Source organism: Pedobacter polysacchareus, assembly GCF_019802255.1.
GTDB lineage: Bacteria > Bacteroidota > Bacteroidia > Sphingobacteriales > Sphingobacteriaceae > Pedobacter > Pedobacter polysacchareus.
Map to the genome: position 1 here is coordinate 381,403 of NZ_JAHYSS010000001.1, position 17,054 is coordinate 398,456.

Here is a 17,054-nt window from a genome sequence, read left to right on the forward strand (position 1 = left end):
ACGGACCGGTAGTTCAGCTGGTTAGAATGCCGCCCTGTCACGGCGGAGGTCGCGGGTTCGAGTCCCGTCCGGTCCGCAAGACAAGACGTCAAATACACTAAAAAGCCTGCAAATCATATGATTGCAGGCTTTTTTCATTTAAGGCTCACTCGCAAATATTCAGATTTTACCATATAATTCGTGAGTAATTCAAGGAGTGACGGCCAATGGTCATATAGCTCAGGATAAAAGGAATTAAACGATAATTCGTGAGTCAGAGGTTGGATGATAATACTCACGAAAAACCTTGTAATATTCTGATTTTCAACCTGTTTTGAAATCGAACATCTTGATTACTACTCACAGCAACGCTAATTTTGTTCAACTTTTAATCTGTAAAATGATGAAAAACAATTTTAGTTTGCGCTTCTATTTGAAGAAGCCAAAGAATTATGTGTCTGGCAGCATGCCTATTTACATGAGAATCACTGTTAGCGGCATGCCGAAAGAGCTTGCGTCGGGGAAACAATGTGATCCTGCAAAATGGAATACCAAAGTTGGTAGGGTCAATGGAGCAAAACAGGAGGATAGATCAATTAATACTTATCTTAATACTTTGGAGAGGCGAGTGGGTGAAGCGCACACAGACTTGGTAAACGCAGATAAGAAAATCACTGCTGAAAGCATTAAAAATAAATATCTTGGTATTGAGGAACAGGAGAGGCAGCTCATAGATGTCTTTAAAACGCATAATGAGCGAATTGAAGCGCTTTTAGGTAAAGGGTTTGAGAAAGGAACGCTGACTAAGTATAACTCGACCTTAAAGCATCTTAAATCCTTTCTGCAGTCTAAATACAATACCATTGATATTCCAGTTTCTAAAATTGACCACTATTTCATTTCTGAATTTGACTTCCATGTCAGGACTATAGGGAAATGTGCGAATAATGCAACAGTCAAACACCTTAAAAATCTTGGAAAAGTGATGCGAATCTGTTTGGCTAATCGTTGGATTACTCAGAATCCATTTCTAAACCATAAGAATGCTATCGAAAAGGTAACTCGGGTAATTCTTACACCGGAAGAAATTCAGGATTTATATAAAAAGAAATTTGCGATTGATCGGTTAGCTTTTGTCAGGGATATCTTTCTGTTTGGCTGTTACACAGGATTATGCTTTATAGACTTGCAAAAGTTGAATAAGTCAGAAATCAGAACGGGGATTGATGGTTTACTCTGGATTTTCAGAAATAGGGTAAAGACTAACATTGCTACGAATATACCGCTACTCCCTATAGCGCAGGAAATAATGGAACGTTATGCCGATCATCCAAAGTGTGGGGACACAGGGAATGTCTTTCCAATCTTTAGTAATCAGAAGATGAATGCCTATTTAAAGGAGGTGGCAGATCTTTGCGGAATTTCAAAACATCTGACTTTTCATATTGCCAGGCATACTTTTGCAACAACGGTGACTTTAAGCAATGGTGTGCCAATAGAAAGTGTCAGCAAAATGTTGGGGCATACCGATATCAGAACAACCCAGGTTTATGCAAAGATATTGGATGTCAAGGTAAGCAAGGATATGCTTTCTCTTAAACAGAAATACAGAATAAATAATTAATTATAAACCTTCGGTTGACCAATATTTGTAAATATTTGGCATTTTATAAGAATTATGGTAGATTTGAGTATGATATCTGAATTGAATAAAAGGGTAGTTGTGGTACAATGGAAACGTTTTGCTGGAATAGATATTGACATCTTTTCGAGCCTTAAAGGTTTTTGCGAGAGCTATCCCGACTATAATTATCATACCCTTAATAACTACCTGTCAAAAAAGAAAATCCCGTTTGAGAACGATGAAATCAAAATAGAACGGCAGCCTTTACTTAATAATGTAAAAAGGCCAAACCTGCCAACGGTGCTATTTTGGGACTTGGATTTTGATAAAATTGACTGGAAGCGATCTTACAAAATGGTTATAGAGCGAGTGCTGGATAAAGGAAATGCTGAGGAATGGGAGGAAATGATTAGGTTTTATGGGAAGACTAATGTAATCTTAGCTCTGAAAAATGATATAACCTATCTTTCTGACATGACTGCTGATGCCGTTTGCACGTATTTTCAACTGAGTAAACAAGAACTCAAATGTTATTTAAAGAAACAGTTAAACAAGGGACACTGGATTTAATTTCCCGACTGATGCAGGACCAGCTCCTGCATAGTTTTTATCTTGTTGGTGGCACAGCTTTGTCCTTAAAGATCGGACATAGGGAATCTATTGATATCGACTTGTTCAATTCCGGGGATTTTGACGGCGATCATCTTGCCGGGCATATGAAGGAAAGCTATGGAGCGGACGTAAGGCGACATAAAAGTAATTACGTCAGCGGGAGCATTGATAACGTGGACTTTGATTTCATCTCCCATAAATATCCATCCATTAGACCCCTGGAAACTATTGAAGGAATCAGAATGATGTCACTTCAGGATATCGCGGCGATGAAAGTTAATGCTATTGTAAACAGTGGAGAACGGGTGAAGGATTTTATTGATATTCATTATCTGCTTAAAGGGATGGAAATTAGTGATATACTGGATCATTATTGTTGCAAGTATCCGAACGTAGATATGAATACGGCTATATCTTCTTTGAGTTATCATCAGGATGTGGATTTGAATGTGCCTGTTGTGTTGAAAGACAAGAAACTGAAATGGCAAGATGTATCCAGAAGTATAAATCATGCTGTGAGTAAATACCATGAGCAGCAGAAGAATATGAAAAGCTATCTGAAAATTAATAAGAGAAGCAAAGATCTTGACCATGATCTTGATCAAGGATTAGGTTTATAGCAACCATATTTTATTTAGAGCGTATATCCATTAGGGTATACGCTTTTTTTATTAGAGAAATTCTCATTTCCATCTACAAGTTTTCCCATATGGGATGTAGTACAAACGTGTATCGGTTACTTTGATAAAAAGTACTGGTGTATTCCTTATTGACTCATTCGAAAAAAAGCTAGTTATCAATTAGGGGAATCCCACTAAAACTCCTGTAAGCTTATGAACCAGTGACAGTAAATTTAAAAAATTAGCATGGTGGCAGTATGGTGTGAAAAATATATTGATCACTACTAGAGATTTCATTAAACAAAAAATAAGGTATTTGACAGATAGAACAGAAACATAAATTATAAAGCCTATGACAATGTTGGATTTAATCACTAAAGAGGATCTGGAAAGTTTTAAAAAAGAACTCTTTGAAGAACTAAGTAAGCTTAAAATTGCCAGTGCGGATAAAGCCCAAAAGAAATGGCTTAAAAGTGCGGATGTAAGAAAAATACTTGGCATTTCTCCTGGGACGCTGCAAGCCTTGCGCATCAATGGTACACTTCGTTTTACCAGGTTAGGAAACATTCTTTATTACAAAAATGAAGATCTCACAGAAATTCTGGAAGAGAACCTAACTGAAACGTATTAATATGAAATTATCATTCCCTATTGAGAGCTTTCTGGAACTAGCGGCTGGTGACAGTCGTCTGTTGCCCTCGCACATTAGTCTTTTTATGGCTATATTTTACTATAGTTCTGCTGACCCGAAAGCGGCGTTTCGGGTGTGCCGGCGAAAGCTGATGCAATTCTCCAGAATCAGGTCTTTGTCAACCTACCACAAATGTATGGCAGAGTTGGTGATCTATGGTTATATTAATTATCAGCCGTCCTACGATCCGATTCGTGCCAGCACGGTTTCCTTAATTCATATAGACAAAGGATAAGGGGCAGTTTGCTCCCTCTTTGTTGCTCAGGTTTATGGATGATGTGATAGTCCTTTTTCTCCTTTAGGAAAAGGAGCAAGCGGAAGTTGGGCAGAGCCCTACTTTTCTCGCGTTTAGCTATCGCCAAGCTAGGTTGAAGTATACTCCGGGTATACTTCAGTGAATTTTTTAACACGATGCTGTACAAAACAGTATACCGTAGGGTATACCTCAAACGATTGCCTATGACTATTTTAAAAAATAAGACGATTCGATTTACAGCCGATGTGGATCAGAAACTGGAGAAACTAAGCCGGAAGCTTGGCAGAAACAAGCTTATGGCGTTTGGTCAGATGGTTGAATATTTCTATCGAACGGGGAAAGATCCACTGGACATCAATGATGAATTATTGAGAAAGGCGATCGCCAAAAACCATGATGCATATATCAGTTTTACAAGGGTACAGGAAAAAGATCTGCTGATTCCAATGAAAAAGGGTATGGATTCGGTTTTGGACGGGCAGCAAAATATTGTGAAATTTTTAAGGGAAACACAAGTGCCGGAAATTCAGCAACTGAAACAATTACAGTTAAGCCAGTCGGGCAAGTTTTCAGAGACAGATAAGTTGATGCATAATATCTACCAACTGCTCGACGATAAGTATAAATTGAAAAACAAGTTCTCTTTGATTCTGGAAAATTATATAAAAGGGCGGGAAGAAATTTCCGGGGCTTTTAAAAGCAAGAGTAAAGTGGAACTGGCTGAACGGTGTAGGCAAATGGTAAAAGAACTGTAGTTTCTTATGTATATTAACATTACAGATAGCGAGAAAGGGAATAATAAGGGGAGCAGTGGGCAACTGGTCCATTATTTGGATAAAGAAAACCGATTGTTTGAGGAACTACCGGAACAGCGTTGGTTCAATGGTGAGCAAAACGGTATTCCTTCTTACGAAGTAAGGAGTAGTTTGGACCAAAATGTTGCCAAGCTATGCCGGGATGATGCGAAGTTCTTCCTAATCAATATTAGCCCAAGTCAAAAGGAAATAGAATTTCTAAAGGATGAGTTTAGTCTTGATGCGGAAAAGAGGCTTAAGGATTATGCCGTAAAGGTGATGGATGCTTATGCGAAAAACTTTAACAGACCAGGGATTAATAACCACAAAGATCTATTATGGTTTGCTAAACTAGAACGCCACCGACATTATAGTTTTCGGGATAAAGAGGTGAAAAGCGGACAGGCAAAAGCTGGAACCGTAAAACCTGGCGAACAGATGCATGTACAGATTATTGTAAGCAGGAAAGATATCGGCAATAAGATCAAGTTAAGCCCAATGAATAAATCAAGAGGTAGGAATGTCGTTCATTCCAAGAAGCTAGGTCAGTTTGACCGGACCGCTTTCAAGCAATCCGGTGAAGATATATTTGACAAGTTTTTCGGGTTTGATCGTAAGATAGAGGAAACTTTTAGATATGTGAATGTGCAAAAGAAGGGGACACTAGAACAGCGCATGAACATAAAAGTAGAGCTAACCAAAGAATTACAAGACAAGAAGGCTAGGGTTCACAAAAAATCAAAGTCCATTGAGCTCAACGAGTCTAAAACTTATCTGGAAAAACCCTTTATTAGTGATTTTCTAAGTATTGCCCTTAAATCTCAGGAACAGAATTATGCTGTGCCCTTTCAGAAAAGGAAAAAGAAAAAGCGGAAAGGTCAACAGGAGGAGCTGGGTTTGTCCCTTTAATTACAATTTATTTTCATAGTGTTTAGCGAATTCAATGAAGTGTTCGATGATTTTTGAGTCAATATTACTTCTGTCGATGCCATCGATGTACCACTGATTTTCCGAATCGAGGAGGTCGTATTTGGCATAATAAAGTAAGTAAAACTGTTGAAGAGATTTTTCATGATCTAATTCGAGGTAAATGTCTCGTATTAACCTTAGGGCATAAAGAGGTTCTATTTGGTTATTTAAGGCCTCTTTGGATAAATAATTGATGTAATCTTTAATGATTTGATCACGATCTGAGTAATCAAGTTGAAGTTCTTCAAGTGCTTTATCTGCTATTTTCTGTAGCTCAAATTGTTCATAGGGAGGGCTGATGCCTGATAATATAACAAGGTGTTCTGTGTCAAATCCCTCCATTAACATATCAACAGCCCAATCTATACAGGTTTTATCAATGTCTCTATTGAGTGATTTGTATGCTAATATCGCAGCGGTGTATTTTATCGGCTTCATTTTTTAATGATGGTAATTTTAATAAAGCTAAATGTTATAATGATGCCTATGACTGATAATAATATATAAAGATTGGTAGTATCTAGCCAAATGTTTAGTGTGAGCAAAATTATCGGGCTTAAGCAGGTTACCCATGCCGAAATTGATTTAAATTGGAATCTGACAATCTGAATAAGGATCAGTGCCACTAAAATAATAGGAATTATTGGGATGATATAAAGGCCATACATTAAACCAGCATTAGCATCTCCGTTTTCTTTTATATTGCCAAAAATTAATAAGCCCAGAATAAAAAGAGGAGTCAAAATCAAACAGTCAATAACAATACTGTTCATGATCTTGTCCAATGTTGGATTGATGGGAGTTTTATTCATGTTGATGGATTGTTAATGATAGTTATAATAAGTAAATTCTTAAAGAGCTGCATCAAGAATTAAAATGAGTAGAACGAACTTGCTGTAATGACCCACGCTCATTTGCGGCCTGCGAAAACCAGAGGTTTTCGCTTGGGGTTTTACGGAGTTAATGCTCCAATTTTTTTAGTCCACAGATATTTACTAGCATACTTCTGATTATCCTTCACTGTTTTGTACTTAATGTTTTCTCTGTTATCGACAAGATAATATTGTATTAAATCTTGATACTGCTCGTTGGAATAAAAAACGAGTGTATTGTTTTTATCCCAAGTCCCATACAAGATGTAGTCAGACGTATTGTCAGCTATGAAATAATTTCCATATTTCGGGATTTTCCCTCCTTTAGGAATTACAGAAATATGGATGAAATTTAAATTATGGTCATCCTTTAAATACCTGTATGCAACTAATTCATGTTTTCCATCGGGAGATGTCTCTCGATGCTCAATTTGTAAATGATAATCGGGTTCAATATAATCTAAAGGGGAAACCTTGACAGATACTTGATTTATTTTTGTGTCTGTAATTTTTATTCTCTCCCCCGCCTGTATGGAAGGGATTATATCCACTTTTGCAGATATAGTTTTGTTGTCGACCCATTTTGTATGAATAAGAGTATTCGGAAGAGAGAATTGCCTTAAATCTTTGGTTGTATCTGCTGTTTTTAGTGCCGCAGTGCCAGCCTGACCATATCCGAAAGCACCTAAGTCAATGCTGTAGTTAATCATAATCATTGAACTGTCCGGGGAAAGTTCTCTGTAATTTTCGACAAAATCCTGATCAACCATAAATACACTTTCTTTTCTGTCATACAGAGAGCAGGAAGATAAAGATATTAGTATTAGGAATATAGTTTTCAAGTTTGGGAATAAACATCTTCGATTATGGTTCATTTATAATAGGTTAGATGTTTTGGAATTTCTGCCTATTGTTTTATGCCTCCAAATCGCAATGACATTACAATCTGCATGGTATTCGTTTGGATTATTTTCCAGCAATCTCTTTTTAATTGCATAAGCTTTTTCGAATTCTGATATTAAACCAACGTCATTGATATCAGAAGGTAAAAAGGTCTCGTCAAAGCCTCCACAGTTCGTTAAGGCACTGGTATCATAGGATTGATCTAATAAATCATACCCCATGAATTCAAAATCTTCAATAGTTATTGAGTTACACTTTTTTGTTGGCTCTTGTGTTACGGTTAAAAGATTGAATATTGGCGTTTTCTGCATCCTCTTTATCACATAATCTAAATCGGTAAAACATCCTGTTTCATAAAGATGGCTAGTAACAATATGATCCCAATCTTTGGCATTGTCGCGATCGGGCTCCACTAAAAGTTCGTTCAGCATCATGTCTAGAGATACGACTTCTTTAAGATTTGATAGCTTACTCCATTCAATATACTTTTTCCATGACATACCATCTTGGTCATAGTACTTATCATAAGTTCCCCGAGCGGTGTACCAGAATTTCATTTTTGAGAGTTTATCATATGTTGCAAGTTAAATATTTTTCCATGTATATTTATATTCGTGATTGATGCTTGACAGACACGTATATGATGGATTAGTTGATTCTGACAATGGGACAAATGAATAATAATACGATTCTTAAAAAAAACTTTAGAAATTCCATTAGGCGGGGTACCGGAGAGGCTTATTTAATAATGCTGACTAATCCCAATCTTGATTTTTCAAATGATATTATTAAAGGATGTCTTACAAATTTTGCTTATGATGGTCAATGTGAAAATAGTCGTGGAGTTTATCTATCTGAACTTATTTCACTTACCAGAAATCGGGATAAGATTCGTAATGCTATTTTGATAAGGCTCGCAAATGAACAGAGCGATACTTGGACATTAACTCAATTGTTTGATCTTGCAAGCATCTTTGCACAGAATGGCGATGTTGATGCGAGAAAAGCAATTTATGAGAGGTTTTTTAGTTCTCCTATTGAGGGTTCTGACTGGGTTGGCTATTCCGAAATTCTTGAGCTTGATGGAATGGAAGGAATGAAATTCATAGCTGAAAAAATGGGCAGAGGATTAGAAATCAACCCTGAAGACTGGCAAGATGATTCCATAATTAGACATTTTCAGGATGATAATCCCAGCATAAACGTTTTAAAAGAACTAGAGAAGCTGGCTGTAGAGAATCGTTTTATCCAGATATATTTGAAAAATGTTAAAAAGACCAATGTAGAAGCAAAGAGTTATAAGCGGGTAATTTCTAAGTATAAAGACATCATCGATGAGGTCTTGGCCAGCAAACCATATATTCGTCTTTTTAACAGGCAATTGACCGATGAAGAATTAAATTCGGTAGCGAAGAGACTTCTTGTTGAAGAAAATATAGCCTTTCAGGAGAAATTATTATATGTATTCACAGAGTTTAAATTTCCACTTGAAAGTGGATTTATTCTGAGCTTAGCAAAGCAAAAGCTTTCTTCAGAAAATAGAATAGCTGAATTTGCGATTGATGCTTTGAAATTACTTAAAAGTGATGCTATTCGTCAGTTTGCAATTGAACGCATCAAAACAGCTAGGATACCGCAAATGTTTACCAACATTTTTATTTCCAACTATGAAGTAGGCGATGGTATTTTTCTTAAGGAATTGGCAATGAAATTTAACAACGAGCATGTAATAGAAAATTTAGCTGTTAGCTATATTGAAATTTATAGAGCAAATAAAACAAAGGAATGTAAAGAGCCACTTGAAATTTTGTATGGTAAAATGAATTGTGGCATTCATAGAAAGGATATTATTGAGTTGCTTATTAAAAATGGAGTATTAAGTGAAAGGCTGAAAGAAGAGATTAAATATGATAGTTATCTTGATTCAAGAGAATTGCTTGAAAACGCGTAGATTTTATTAATCTCAAGAGCTTAGATTACATTTTAAAGGATGGAAATCAATGAAAATAGGAAAAAACTATAAACAATTCCTTACTGATAATTTTAAGGGGCTTAGAATTCGAGCTTCTTTATTCTTTAATTGGGATAAGGGGCTGCGTTTTGATTTGCAGGAGGGGGAAGTTGACACGGATGAGTATTTTGAAGAAGTGCTTAAACGTTCGACGACTTTATTTCAAGAAGCGTTCGATCCTAATGATAATGTTTTCCTTGTTGTAATGGATTTTAAATATAAACGAACTAAACTAAGGTCTGGGAATTTCTGCTTTAGGCAAATTCGAGATTTAAGTGGCCGTGAAATCGCCTATCTAAAAGTGCATAGACTTTATGACCCAAATGATAGCTTAGATGTTAGAAATGTTGCAATTATCAAATCTGAGATCGAAAGAATAGATTATAAAAATATCCTAAATGCAATAGGAAATACTGATTTTCCGCAAAGACAGCCGAGGCTCGATAAAAATGGAGTTTTTACTTCTAAGGAGATATTCTTCTTAAATATCGATAGGAAACTAATCTTTCATATGTATGATGATCGTGGCTTAGATATAATCGCCAATGATGTTGAGCAATTGCGACCTATTTATAATAAATACAATAGCTGGTTACTTGATAGTAATAGGGAGAAAATGGATAGTTTGTTTAATAAGGCTAACGTATAATATAGTAGCGAATGGGATTCGGTTTTAATTTATTTTTTATCTTCATATTGATTCCATTAACAATTATTCTTTTAATTGCTTGGTTGGCGACAAAGAAAAATATTTATGGAAAAGCTGTCGGATTTATCTGGATGGGGGTGGTAGGCCTTGTAATGATTTCTTTAATGATTCATGCCACTATGGCTAAGAAGATACTGAAAAAAGAAGATTTTTATGGCCAATATATTGTCGATAGAAGCTATTTCAGAGGTAAACAAACTGATTGGCAATATGACAACTTTCGTTTTGAGATAAAGGAAAATGATTCCATTTATCTGTATGTCACAAATAAGGATAAAATTGTGAAAACGTTTATAGGAACAGTCACAACCCTAAAGCCATATGGTTCCGAGCGGCTAGTAGTAAATATGCAACAGTCAAGGCATCATATATTTGAAAGTAATCCAACAATTTACAGAAGTACCTGGATTTTTTATCTGGTATTTAATTCACCTAGATTCGGTAATATGTTTTTTAAAAAGGGACAATGGAGCCACAGGTGATATTTGCATTTTGAATTGGAACAAGTAATTCCTATTTTAGCAGTATAGCGATTGCTATTATATGGTAATTTGAAATCGTGAGTAATTCAGGGAGTTTTCACTGAAGAACTTGTAATATATTGATTTAAAGGTTGTTTTGGGCTCGGGTTCGAGTCCCGTCCGGTCCGCAAAAAGCCACTCCAACGAGTGGCTTTTTTGATTTTCAGGAATTTGACCATCAGGTCAGTTTTGGTGTCGATCCCCTTAAACATAAATCAACAAATTCCTTTTGATCTTTAGAGTGCAACGAGTTCTTGTATAAGCCTCTAGGGCTATGCATACTTTTGCTACTTCTGTAATTCTGTTGGTTCATAAGTATGAGCCATTAAAATTGATTGTATTTTTTCTTATAAAAACAATAAGTTCACTGTTGTTTAAATTTTAGCTGTAGTTTAGTCCGAGGTCTAATTATCCTTGGATGAATAATATATAATAATATGAGCGAAGAAATCAATGCACTGATTGTACAAGACGAAATTATAATGAACCAGATTTATTATATACGTGGTCACAAGGTAATGTTAGATACAGATCTAGCCATACTTTATGAAGTAGAAACAAAGCAATTTAAAAGACAGGTTAAACGTAATATAGACCGATTCCCAGAGGATTTTATGTTTGAACTTGGGATGGAAGAGCAAAAAATCTTAAGGTGCCAATTTGGCACCTTAAAACATGGGCAACATTCAAAATATAATATGATGGTCTTTACAGAGCAAGGTGTGTCCATGCTGTCCAGTGTATTAAGTAGTAAAAGGGCAATTCAAGTGAACATTCAAATTATACGGATATTTACACGTATACGCCAAATTTTAGCAGACAATACAGATATCAGGTTGGAAATTGAGAAAATAAAGCACAAGTTAGACCATCAGGATAAAAATATGGAAATCGTATTTCGTTGCCTGGATGAGTTGCTAGAAAAGAAAGAGCAGCCCAATCCTTCAAGAACAAGAATTGGTTTTAAACCAGATAGCCTCTGAGGATTTATCCTATTTATAGATTTATCCTATTTATAGTCTTATTGATTGTAGGTATTGATTTAAATAAAGCGGAAATGACAACAGATCGTTTACGCTTTGTTCGTTTAAAGACATTACAAAATTTGAAGGAAACAGGAGTAAAACAGTACCGTAAATTCACAAATTGTTTATATTTTATTCAATATTAAAGACTCAATTCCTAAATATTATATCATCCCCTTTCTCTAAAAGCATAAAATATAACTTTTGTTTTCATATATTGCTTATTATCATTGTTATACGGATCAAAACTACATCCATGTCTGCAGACCAAAAAGCAATACTCAATTTCTGGAGAGCCATTGAAATTTTCAATCTTCCAGACTTGCCAACAGAAGCGAATCTTTTTCAGGAGGGAGCATCATTACCATGGGAGCTACCACATGAAAATCAAAAAGACCTCAAATGGCACCATATCGTTTTCCTTGGTAGAATTCCAAAGAAAATAATCACTGAAAAAATTGAAGAAGCCACAGATTATGTGCCTTCTGAAGTAGAAATATGGGAGGAAAGGATTACTGGAAATACCTGTCTGGCTGCTTTGATCGTAGATGAAGATGGACGCTGCGGATTTGACAACGGCTATATCCAGCCTTCCTATATTCATGGATTAATATGTCTTCAAAATCAGAAACCCTTATCCATTATAGAAGAAGAACTGGAAAAGACACAGGAAGCTTTTAGAGATCGGTTTGGTGTAGCTCCAGAGGCAGCGTCGCTAAACGAGCTGCAGACCTCAGTTATCGGATGGAGTCATCTGAATAGAGAGCTAGAGGTATTACAGGCCGAAGATTTAAAAGGCCTGGATTGGGAACCACTGGTATTTATTAAATCCTTCCGACTGTCTAAACACGCTAAACCGGATACCGCTTTTCTGAATAGCTTTTATTTAAAAGACCTCAATGCGCTGATTGATAGTCGTAAAAAGCAGGGAAAGGGGCTTCAGCAACTGCTGGATACAGATGTTTCCGGCCTGAAAAGAATAGACATGCTAAAAGAAGTCAATGCTTTTTGGTGGAAACTGGATCCTAAAGAAATGCCTGCAGGGCGATGGCCTTCCAATCCAAACTATGGATTGTACAGCGCACAGTTTGGCGCGGTAAGCACTTGTCTTTCAACACTGAAAAATAGCAATGGATTATTGGGCGTAAACGGCCCTCCAGGAACGGGAAAAACTACGCTGTTGTCGGATATTGTTGCAGAGGTGATTGTGATGCGCGCGCAGAAATTGTTAAAGAAGGGGGCTGGTAAGCTTTTTGGAACTGGTCATAAAATTGAAAGGCCGGATTTTACCTTTCATCATTTTGAACCCAATGCGGATATTTTTTCTGATGGCGGAATTGTGGTGGCGAGCAGTAACAATGCTGCGGTAGAAAATATCTCCAAAGAACTGCCCTCGAAAAGTAAAATTGATTTCGACCATTTTCCAAATGCCGATTATTTTGCGGAGCAGGCTACAAATCTGATTGAAGGGGAAAGCTGGGGGATATTGGCAGCGGCTCTGGGTAATTCAGAGAATAAGCAGGCCTTTAAAAAGAACTTCTGGTATCCTGGAGAAGAAAGAATAGGCTTCATGAAATTCCTCGCCCTTCAATATAACAAGGAGGACGATCGGACTGCTGAAAACAGCGAACTGTTCGATCGTACGGCAGCAGAATTGACAAAATTGCTGGCGGATTTTAAGCGGTTTCAAAAAGAAGCATCAGGTTTCCATGCCCTGCTGGCAGATTACCTCGAAGACCGCAGGTTGCTGGTTTCAGAAACCGAAGCACTGGAGCGATTTAAAAATAACCTTGCTGAACTTGAGGCATTAGAACAGAACTGGGAAAAAGAACTTCAGGGCATCAGCGATCGCATTACTTTGCTGCAGCAAAGCCTGATACTGCATCAAAAGGCTATGCCGGGCTGGTTTTTTGTTCAAAAGCTTTTTAAAACAGCAGCATATAAACGATGGAAGGAAACGGAGGAATTGTATCTATCCGGCATGGCTAAAAACACCAAAGAAATACTTCAGATACAAGAAGAGCGGGAAAGCCTTTCAAAAAAATTAAAATCTGCGGCTAAGCAAGTTAGAGACAAGAAAAAACTGGTAGAAGTTATCGAAATCAGGCTCATCGAATACCAAAGCTTAAAGGAGCAACTGCATCAGGAGTACGAAATCCCTTTAGAGAATATCCCTGATGAAAATCTGGTCGACTATTATTATGATGACCAGGAGGCCTTCCATAAAGCAAGTCCATGGTCTTCGGTAAAGATCAATACCTTGCGGTCCAACATATTTCTTCATAGCCTTAAACTACACGAATATGCGATATTGAGCCATGCAAAACCTTTCTGGAACAACTTAAACTTGTTTATGGAGTACCTGGACGGTAAGGTGAATGTTCGTGCAGATGTGGTAGAAAGTTTATGGAAGACTTTCTTTTTCTGCGTTCCCGTAGTTTCTACTTCCTTGGCTTCGGTTTCCAGACTATTTCAATCCATGGGTGCAGAGAGTATTGGCTGGCTCCTGATAGATGAAGCCGGACAAGCCACGCCACAATCCGCTGCAGGAATCATCAGCCGCTGCAAAAAGAACATTATTATCGGGGATCCACTGCAGATTGAACCAGTGGTCAGCATCAATGCAAAATTAGCGAAAATGCTGAGCGATACCTACCGCACAGATCCGCTCTGGTCTCCGCTCCAAAATTCCATACAGACCTTGGCAGACCGTGTTTCTACATTTGGTGCCTGGCTCGGGGAAGAAGAAGACATGGCCACCTGGACAGGCTTTCCTTTACGTGCCCACCGCAGGTGCAACAATCCTATGTTTGACATTGCGAACAAGATCGCTTACGACGGACAGATGGTAAAAGTGATGGAGGATGTTTCTTTTGAATGCGAGTTAGGTGATTCCAGATGGTTTGATGTAAGCGGGACAACTGTAGAACACAAGCATGTCATTCTTGAAGAAATAGCAGTTTTACAGGGAAAGATTGCCTTGTTGAAAAATACTACATCAGAAATTTTCGTAATCTCTCCTTTCAAATCGGTTGCAGATAAGTGTTCCGCGGTTTTCAGAAAGAACAATCTGGTGAAATGTGGCACCATCCATACCTTTCAGGGTAAGGAGTCTGATATTGTCTTCCTTGTTTTGGGGAGCGATCCAGCACAGCCGGGGGCGAGAACCTGGGCTTCAAAAAAGCCAAACATGCTCAATGTCGCTTTGACAAGAGCCAAAAAACGGATTTATGTCATTGGCAATTTAGCAGTATGGAAAGGCTGCAATCATTTTAGTGTGCTGGCTAAAGAATTAAATGTTGCTCAGGAGGTTCTCCGGGAAAGCACTTAAAACGGATTTGAAATCCTGTGGGGTTCTATTCTGAAATCGCAGGAATCGTCTTGAAATGGGAGATAAATTCCTAGTATTGCAGCAGCAGTAATGAAACTGGCAAATGGAAATCCCGCCAAACTCAGAATTATGTAAAAGATTCGCATAATCCTGTAATGCTTATCTTAAATAGCAGAGCCATCTTTGTGACTCCTTATGAAAAGACTGCTCAGCTTCTTTCTTTGTCTTTTGTTCCTGATCGTATCCACCGGATTTACGACCAGTGCTCATATTTGTAAAGGTGTAAAGCAGGAAATGCGTTTATTTTCTAAAGAACATCAGGATCAGGTATGTCCGGTTTGTGCTTTAAAAAACAAGCAGAAAACTAAGAAAGACAACTGCTGCAAGCATGAAAAGGAGCAGGTAAAGCTGGCGGATAAAGTACAAAAGATTGCCCAGCAGGAAAACCTTTTAAAATTCACAGGAGAAGCGGTTTTATACCTGCATCCAGCAAATACCACCATTTGGGATCATAAAATAGAAACCCTTAAAACGGATAATTTCTATTTTTCTACCCCATTAAAACAACCCCCATTCTACATTTTACATTGCGTATATCTGATATAGGCCGTATTCATTTTGAATTCCGGAGCATGGAAACATCCTCCTTCATTATGATGGTTTAAATTCTAAAAGATATAAAACAATGAATATTAGATTCATTGCGTTAGCGGCATTTTGCGGCTTATCGACGGTGTCGTATGCTCAAACTTTGCAGCTGCCAGACGCATTAAAGCGTTCTATCCAGAACTACGAAAAAATCAAAGCAAAAGAGGCCTTAGTACAAGCTTCACAAGAAAACACCAATTATCAAAAAAGCCAGTATTTACCAGATTTTACGTTACTGGCGCAGCAAAGCTATGGTACGATCAACGCGCAGAATGGCCCGATGTATGGCTATGGCGGATTGGGCTCCGCAGCTACCTCGATGCCCTTAGCAGATCAGAACTGGAATGCGGCTTTTGGCTCGCTATACCTAGCCAACATCAACTGGAACCTGTTTACATTTGGCAGAATTAAAAGCCAGGTGCAGCTGGCCAGAGTCGAAGAAAGACAGTCGGTAACCGACCTGGAGCAGGAAAAGTTCCAGCATCAGGTGAAAGTAGGGGCCGCCTACTTCAATCTATTCGCCAGTCAGCGGATAAAATATGTGCAGGAGAAAAACCTGGAGCGTGCTCAGGTATTCATGAGCACTACGCTGAGCCGTGCGGCCAGCGGATTGATTCCGGGCGTGGATGCTTCCTTAGCGAAAGCGGAGGTCTCTAACGCACAGTCTGCGCGGATTAAAGCCTATGATATGGAGCTCGAGTACTCCAAAACGCTGGCAGTATTACTCGGAGAGGAATATCAGCGCTTTACACTGGACTCTGTTTTTACCAGTAAAACCCCGGTATTGACCCAAAATGAGGTGACAGGGCAGAATACTTCTCAAGGAAAAGCATCAGGAACTCCATCTTCTGATCCGATTGCGGTACCTCTGAACTTAATCAATCATCCATTATTACAATGGCAAAAGAGCAAAATTGCGGGAAGTACGCAATCGGAAAAAATCCAGCGTTCACAAAAACTACCTTCCTTATCTGCTTTTGGACTGGTACAAGGGCGTGGTTCCGGTTTTGAATCCAATTACGTACAGGATAATAGCGCTTTTTCAAAATCTTATCATAAAGGCATAGGTATACAAAGGGGAAATTACCTGGCAGGATTAACCCTGAGCTGGAACCTGACCAACCTTTACAGTTTTGGTGCTAAAGTAAAACAGCAAAAACACCAGACACAGGCGCTTCAAAACGAGTATCACCTGATGCATGAGGAATTGTCTGCACAGGCACAGCTCGCCAATGCGAAACTAAAAAACGCGGCAGAGAATTTTGAGGAGACAAAAATCCAGGTCAAAGCGGCTGCGGATGCTTATCGTCAGAACACCACTTTATACCGCAGCGGTTTAACCACGATTGTGGATTTAACCCAATCGCTGTACGCCTTAAACCGCGCGGAAATCGATTTTGAGATTGCCAGAAACAACATCTGGCAGGCCTTATTGTTAAAATCTGCTGCTGCGGGACAACTGTCTGTTTTACTAAATGCCATTCCATAA

Annotated in this window: 18 protein-coding genes and 1 tRNA gene; 15 read left to right on the forward strand and 4 right to left on the reverse strand. The window is 38.1% G+C overall.

Translation table 11 applies throughout. The annotated features are described in order from the left end of the window. Window positions 1–2: 2 nt before the first annotated feature. From K7X70_RS01575 to K7X70_RS01610, 8 genes are all read left to right on the forward strand, one after another. Window positions 3–76: transfer RNA gene (locus tag K7X70_RS01575), tRNA-Asp, on the forward strand. 306 nt (window positions 77–382) lie between these two features. Next, window positions 383–1,603: a site-specific integrase gene (locus K7X70_RS01580; protein WP_222535414.1), complete on the forward strand. Its 1,221-nt coding sequence runs from the start codon at window positions 383–385 to the stop codon at window positions 1,601–1,603. Window positions 1,604–1,657: 54 nt separating this feature from the next. Beyond that, window positions 1,658–2,173, forward strand: a complete 516-nt coding sequence (locus K7X70_RS01585) for a DUF6922 domain-containing protein (protein ID WP_222535415.1) — start codon at window positions 1,658–1,660, stop codon at window positions 2,171–2,173. After that, window positions 2,131–2,835: a nucleotidyl transferase AbiEii/AbiGii toxin family protein gene (locus K7X70_RS01590; RefSeq protein WP_222535416.1), complete on the forward strand. Its 705-nt coding sequence runs from the start codon at window positions 2,131–2,133 to the stop codon at window positions 2,833–2,835. The genes K7X70_RS01585 and K7X70_RS01590 overlap by 43 nt, the downstream gene beginning before the upstream one ends. A 358-nt stretch (window positions 2,836–3,193) precedes the next feature. Next, window positions 3,194–3,466, forward strand: coding sequence for a helix-turn-helix domain-containing protein (locus tag K7X70_RS01595; protein ID WP_368388031.1), 273 nt, complete (start codon window positions 3,194–3,196; stop codon window positions 3,464–3,466). A gap of 85 nt (window positions 3,467–3,551) precedes the next feature. Then, window positions 3,552–3,761 carry a hypothetical protein gene (locus tag K7X70_RS01600; protein ID WP_255606860.1) on the forward strand — a complete coding sequence of 70 codons (210 nt, stop codon included), beginning with the start codon at window positions 3,552–3,554 and terminating at the stop codon, window positions 3,759–3,761. 224 nt (window positions 3,762–3,985) lie between these two features. Beyond that, entirely contained in the window at window positions 3,986–4,537 is a 552-nt protein-coding gene (locus K7X70_RS01605) for a BfmA/BtgA family mobilization protein (protein WP_222535419.1), read from the forward strand. A gap of 6 nt (window positions 4,538–4,543) precedes the next feature. Continuing rightward, window positions 4,544–5,485, forward strand: coding sequence for a DUF5712 family protein (locus tag K7X70_RS01610; protein ID WP_222535420.1), 942 nt, complete (start codon window positions 4,544–4,546; stop codon window positions 5,483–5,485). Here K7X70_RS01610 and K7X70_RS01615 read toward each other — a convergent pair whose 3' ends face one another. The 4 genes from K7X70_RS01615 to K7X70_RS01630 form a co-directional block, all read right to left on the reverse strand. After that, window positions 5,486–5,983, reverse strand: coding sequence for a hypothetical protein (locus K7X70_RS01615; protein WP_222535421.1), 498 nt, complete (start codon window positions 5,981–5,983; stop codon window positions 5,486–5,488). After that, window positions 5,980–6,357, reverse strand: a complete 378-nt coding sequence (locus K7X70_RS01620; protein WP_222535422.1) for a hypothetical protein — start codon at window positions 6,355–6,357, stop codon at window positions 5,980–5,982. Before K7X70_RS01620 ends, K7X70_RS01615 begins: the two co-directional genes overlap by 4 nt. A gap of 140 nt (window positions 6,358–6,497) precedes the next feature. Next, window positions 6,498–7,187, reverse strand: a complete 690-nt coding sequence (locus K7X70_RS01625) for a hypothetical protein (RefSeq protein WP_222535423.1) — start codon at window positions 7,185–7,187, stop codon at window positions 6,498–6,500. Window positions 7,188–7,292: 105 nt separating this feature from the next. Beyond that, window positions 7,293–7,877, reverse strand: a complete 585-nt coding sequence (locus K7X70_RS01630) for a hypothetical protein (RefSeq protein ID WP_222535424.1) — start codon at window positions 7,875–7,877, stop codon at window positions 7,293–7,295. A 116-nt stretch (window positions 7,878–7,993) separates the two neighbouring features. On the opposite strand from K7X70_RS01630, the gene K7X70_RS01635 reads away from it, so the two are divergent. The 7 genes from K7X70_RS01635 to K7X70_RS01665 all read left to right on the forward strand — a co-directional run bounded on the left by K7X70_RS01635 (window position 7,994) and on the right by K7X70_RS01665 (window position 17,054). Then, window positions 7,994–9,271 (forward strand): hypothetical protein, encoded by a 1,278-nt coding sequence (locus K7X70_RS01635; protein WP_222535425.1) that lies wholly within the window; start codon window positions 7,994–7,996, stop codon window positions 9,269–9,271. Window positions 9,272–9,320: 49 nt separating this feature from the next. Continuing rightward, entirely contained in the window at window positions 9,321–9,980 is a 660-nt protein-coding gene (locus K7X70_RS01640; protein ID WP_222535426.1) for a DUF3885 domain-containing protein, read from the forward strand. An 11-nt stretch (window positions 9,981–9,991) separates the two neighbouring features. Further along, window positions 9,992–10,522, forward strand: a complete 531-nt coding sequence (locus K7X70_RS01645; protein WP_222535427.1) for a hypothetical protein — start codon at window positions 9,992–9,994, stop codon at window positions 10,520–10,522. A gap of 476 nt (window positions 10,523–10,998) precedes the next feature. Further along, window positions 10,999–11,544, forward strand: a complete 546-nt coding sequence (locus tag K7X70_RS01650) for an ORF6N domain-containing protein (protein ID WP_222535428.1) — start codon at window positions 10,999–11,001, stop codon at window positions 11,542–11,544. A 298-nt stretch (window positions 11,545–11,842) separates the two neighbouring features. Continuing rightward, window positions 11,843–14,917, forward strand: a complete 3,075-nt coding sequence (locus K7X70_RS01655; RefSeq protein ID WP_222535429.1) for a DEAD/DEAH box helicase — start codon at window positions 11,843–11,845, stop codon at window positions 14,915–14,917. A gap of 195 nt (window positions 14,918–15,112) precedes the next feature. Further along, window positions 15,113–15,523 carry an HYC_CC_PP family protein gene (locus K7X70_RS01660; protein WP_222535430.1) on the forward strand — a complete coding sequence of 137 codons (411 nt, stop codon included), beginning with the start codon at window positions 15,113–15,115 and terminating at the stop codon, window positions 15,521–15,523. Between the two features lie 79 nt (window positions 15,524–15,602). Further along, window positions 15,603–17,054, forward strand: coding sequence for a TolC family protein (locus K7X70_RS01665; RefSeq protein WP_222535431.1), 1,452 nt, complete (start codon window positions 15,603–15,605; stop codon window positions 17,052–17,054).

What these genes read in the sequence shown, in the direction of transcription:
- K7X70_RS01580 (WP_222535414.1), top strand. Translation starts at nt 383, where the DNA reads ATGAAAAACAATTTTAGTTTGCGCTTCTATTTGAAGAAGCCAAAGAAT.
- K7X70_RS01585 (WP_222535415.1), top strand. Translation starts at nt 1,658, where the DNA reads ATGGTAGATTTGAGTATGATATCTGAATTGAATAAAAGGGTAGTTGTG.
- K7X70_RS01590 (WP_222535416.1), top strand. Translation starts at nt 2,131, where the DNA reads ATGTTATTTAAAGAAACAGTTAAACAAGGGACACTGGATTTAATTTCC.
- K7X70_RS01595 (WP_368388031.1), top strand. Translation starts at nt 3,194, where the DNA reads ATGTTGGATTTAATCACTAAAGAGGATCTGGAAAGTTTTAAAAAAGAA.
- K7X70_RS01600 (WP_255606860.1), top strand. Translation starts at nt 3,552, where the DNA reads ATGGCTATATTTTACTATAGTTCTGCTGACCCGAAAGCGGCGTTTCGG.
- K7X70_RS01605 (WP_222535419.1), top strand. Translation starts at nt 3,986, where the DNA reads ATGACTATTTTAAAAAATAAGACGATTCGATTTACAGCCGATGTGGAT.
- K7X70_RS01610 (WP_222535420.1), top strand. Translation starts at nt 4,544, where the DNA reads ATGTATATTAACATTACAGATAGCGAGAAAGGGAATAATAAGGGGAGC.
- K7X70_RS01615 (WP_222535421.1), bottom strand. Translation starts at nt 5,983, where the DNA reads ATGAAGCCGATAAAATACACCGCTGCGATATTAGCATACAAATCACTC.
- K7X70_RS01620 (WP_222535422.1), bottom strand. Translation starts at nt 6,357, where the DNA reads ATGAATAAAACTCCCATCAATCCAACATTGGACAAGATCATGAACAGT.
- K7X70_RS01625 (WP_222535423.1), bottom strand. Translation starts at nt 7,187, where the DNA reads ATGGTTGATCAGGATTTTGTCGAAAATTACAGAGAACTTTCCCCGGAC.
- K7X70_RS01630 (WP_222535424.1), bottom strand. Translation starts at nt 7,877, where the DNA reads ATGAAATTCTGGTACACCGCTCGGGGAACTTATGATAAGTACTATGAC.
- K7X70_RS01635 (WP_222535425.1), top strand. Translation starts at nt 7,994, where the DNA reads ATGAATAATAATACGATTCTTAAAAAAAACTTTAGAAATTCCATTAGG.
- K7X70_RS01640 (WP_222535426.1), top strand. Translation starts at nt 9,321, where the DNA reads ATGAAAATAGGAAAAAACTATAAACAATTCCTTACTGATAATTTTAAG.
- K7X70_RS01645 (WP_222535427.1), top strand. Translation starts at nt 9,992, where the DNA reads ATGGGATTCGGTTTTAATTTATTTTTTATCTTCATATTGATTCCATTA.
- K7X70_RS01650 (WP_222535428.1), top strand. Translation starts at nt 10,999, where the DNA reads ATGAGCGAAGAAATCAATGCACTGATTGTACAAGACGAAATTATAATG.
- K7X70_RS01655 (WP_222535429.1), top strand. Translation starts at nt 11,843, where the DNA reads ATGTCTGCAGACCAAAAAGCAATACTCAATTTCTGGAGAGCCATTGAA.
- K7X70_RS01660 (WP_222535430.1), top strand. Translation starts at nt 15,113, where the DNA reads ATGAAAAGACTGCTCAGCTTCTTTCTTTGTCTTTTGTTCCTGATCGTA.
- K7X70_RS01665 (WP_222535431.1), top strand. Translation starts at nt 15,603, where the DNA reads ATGAATATTAGATTCATTGCGTTAGCGGCATTTTGCGGCTTATCGACG.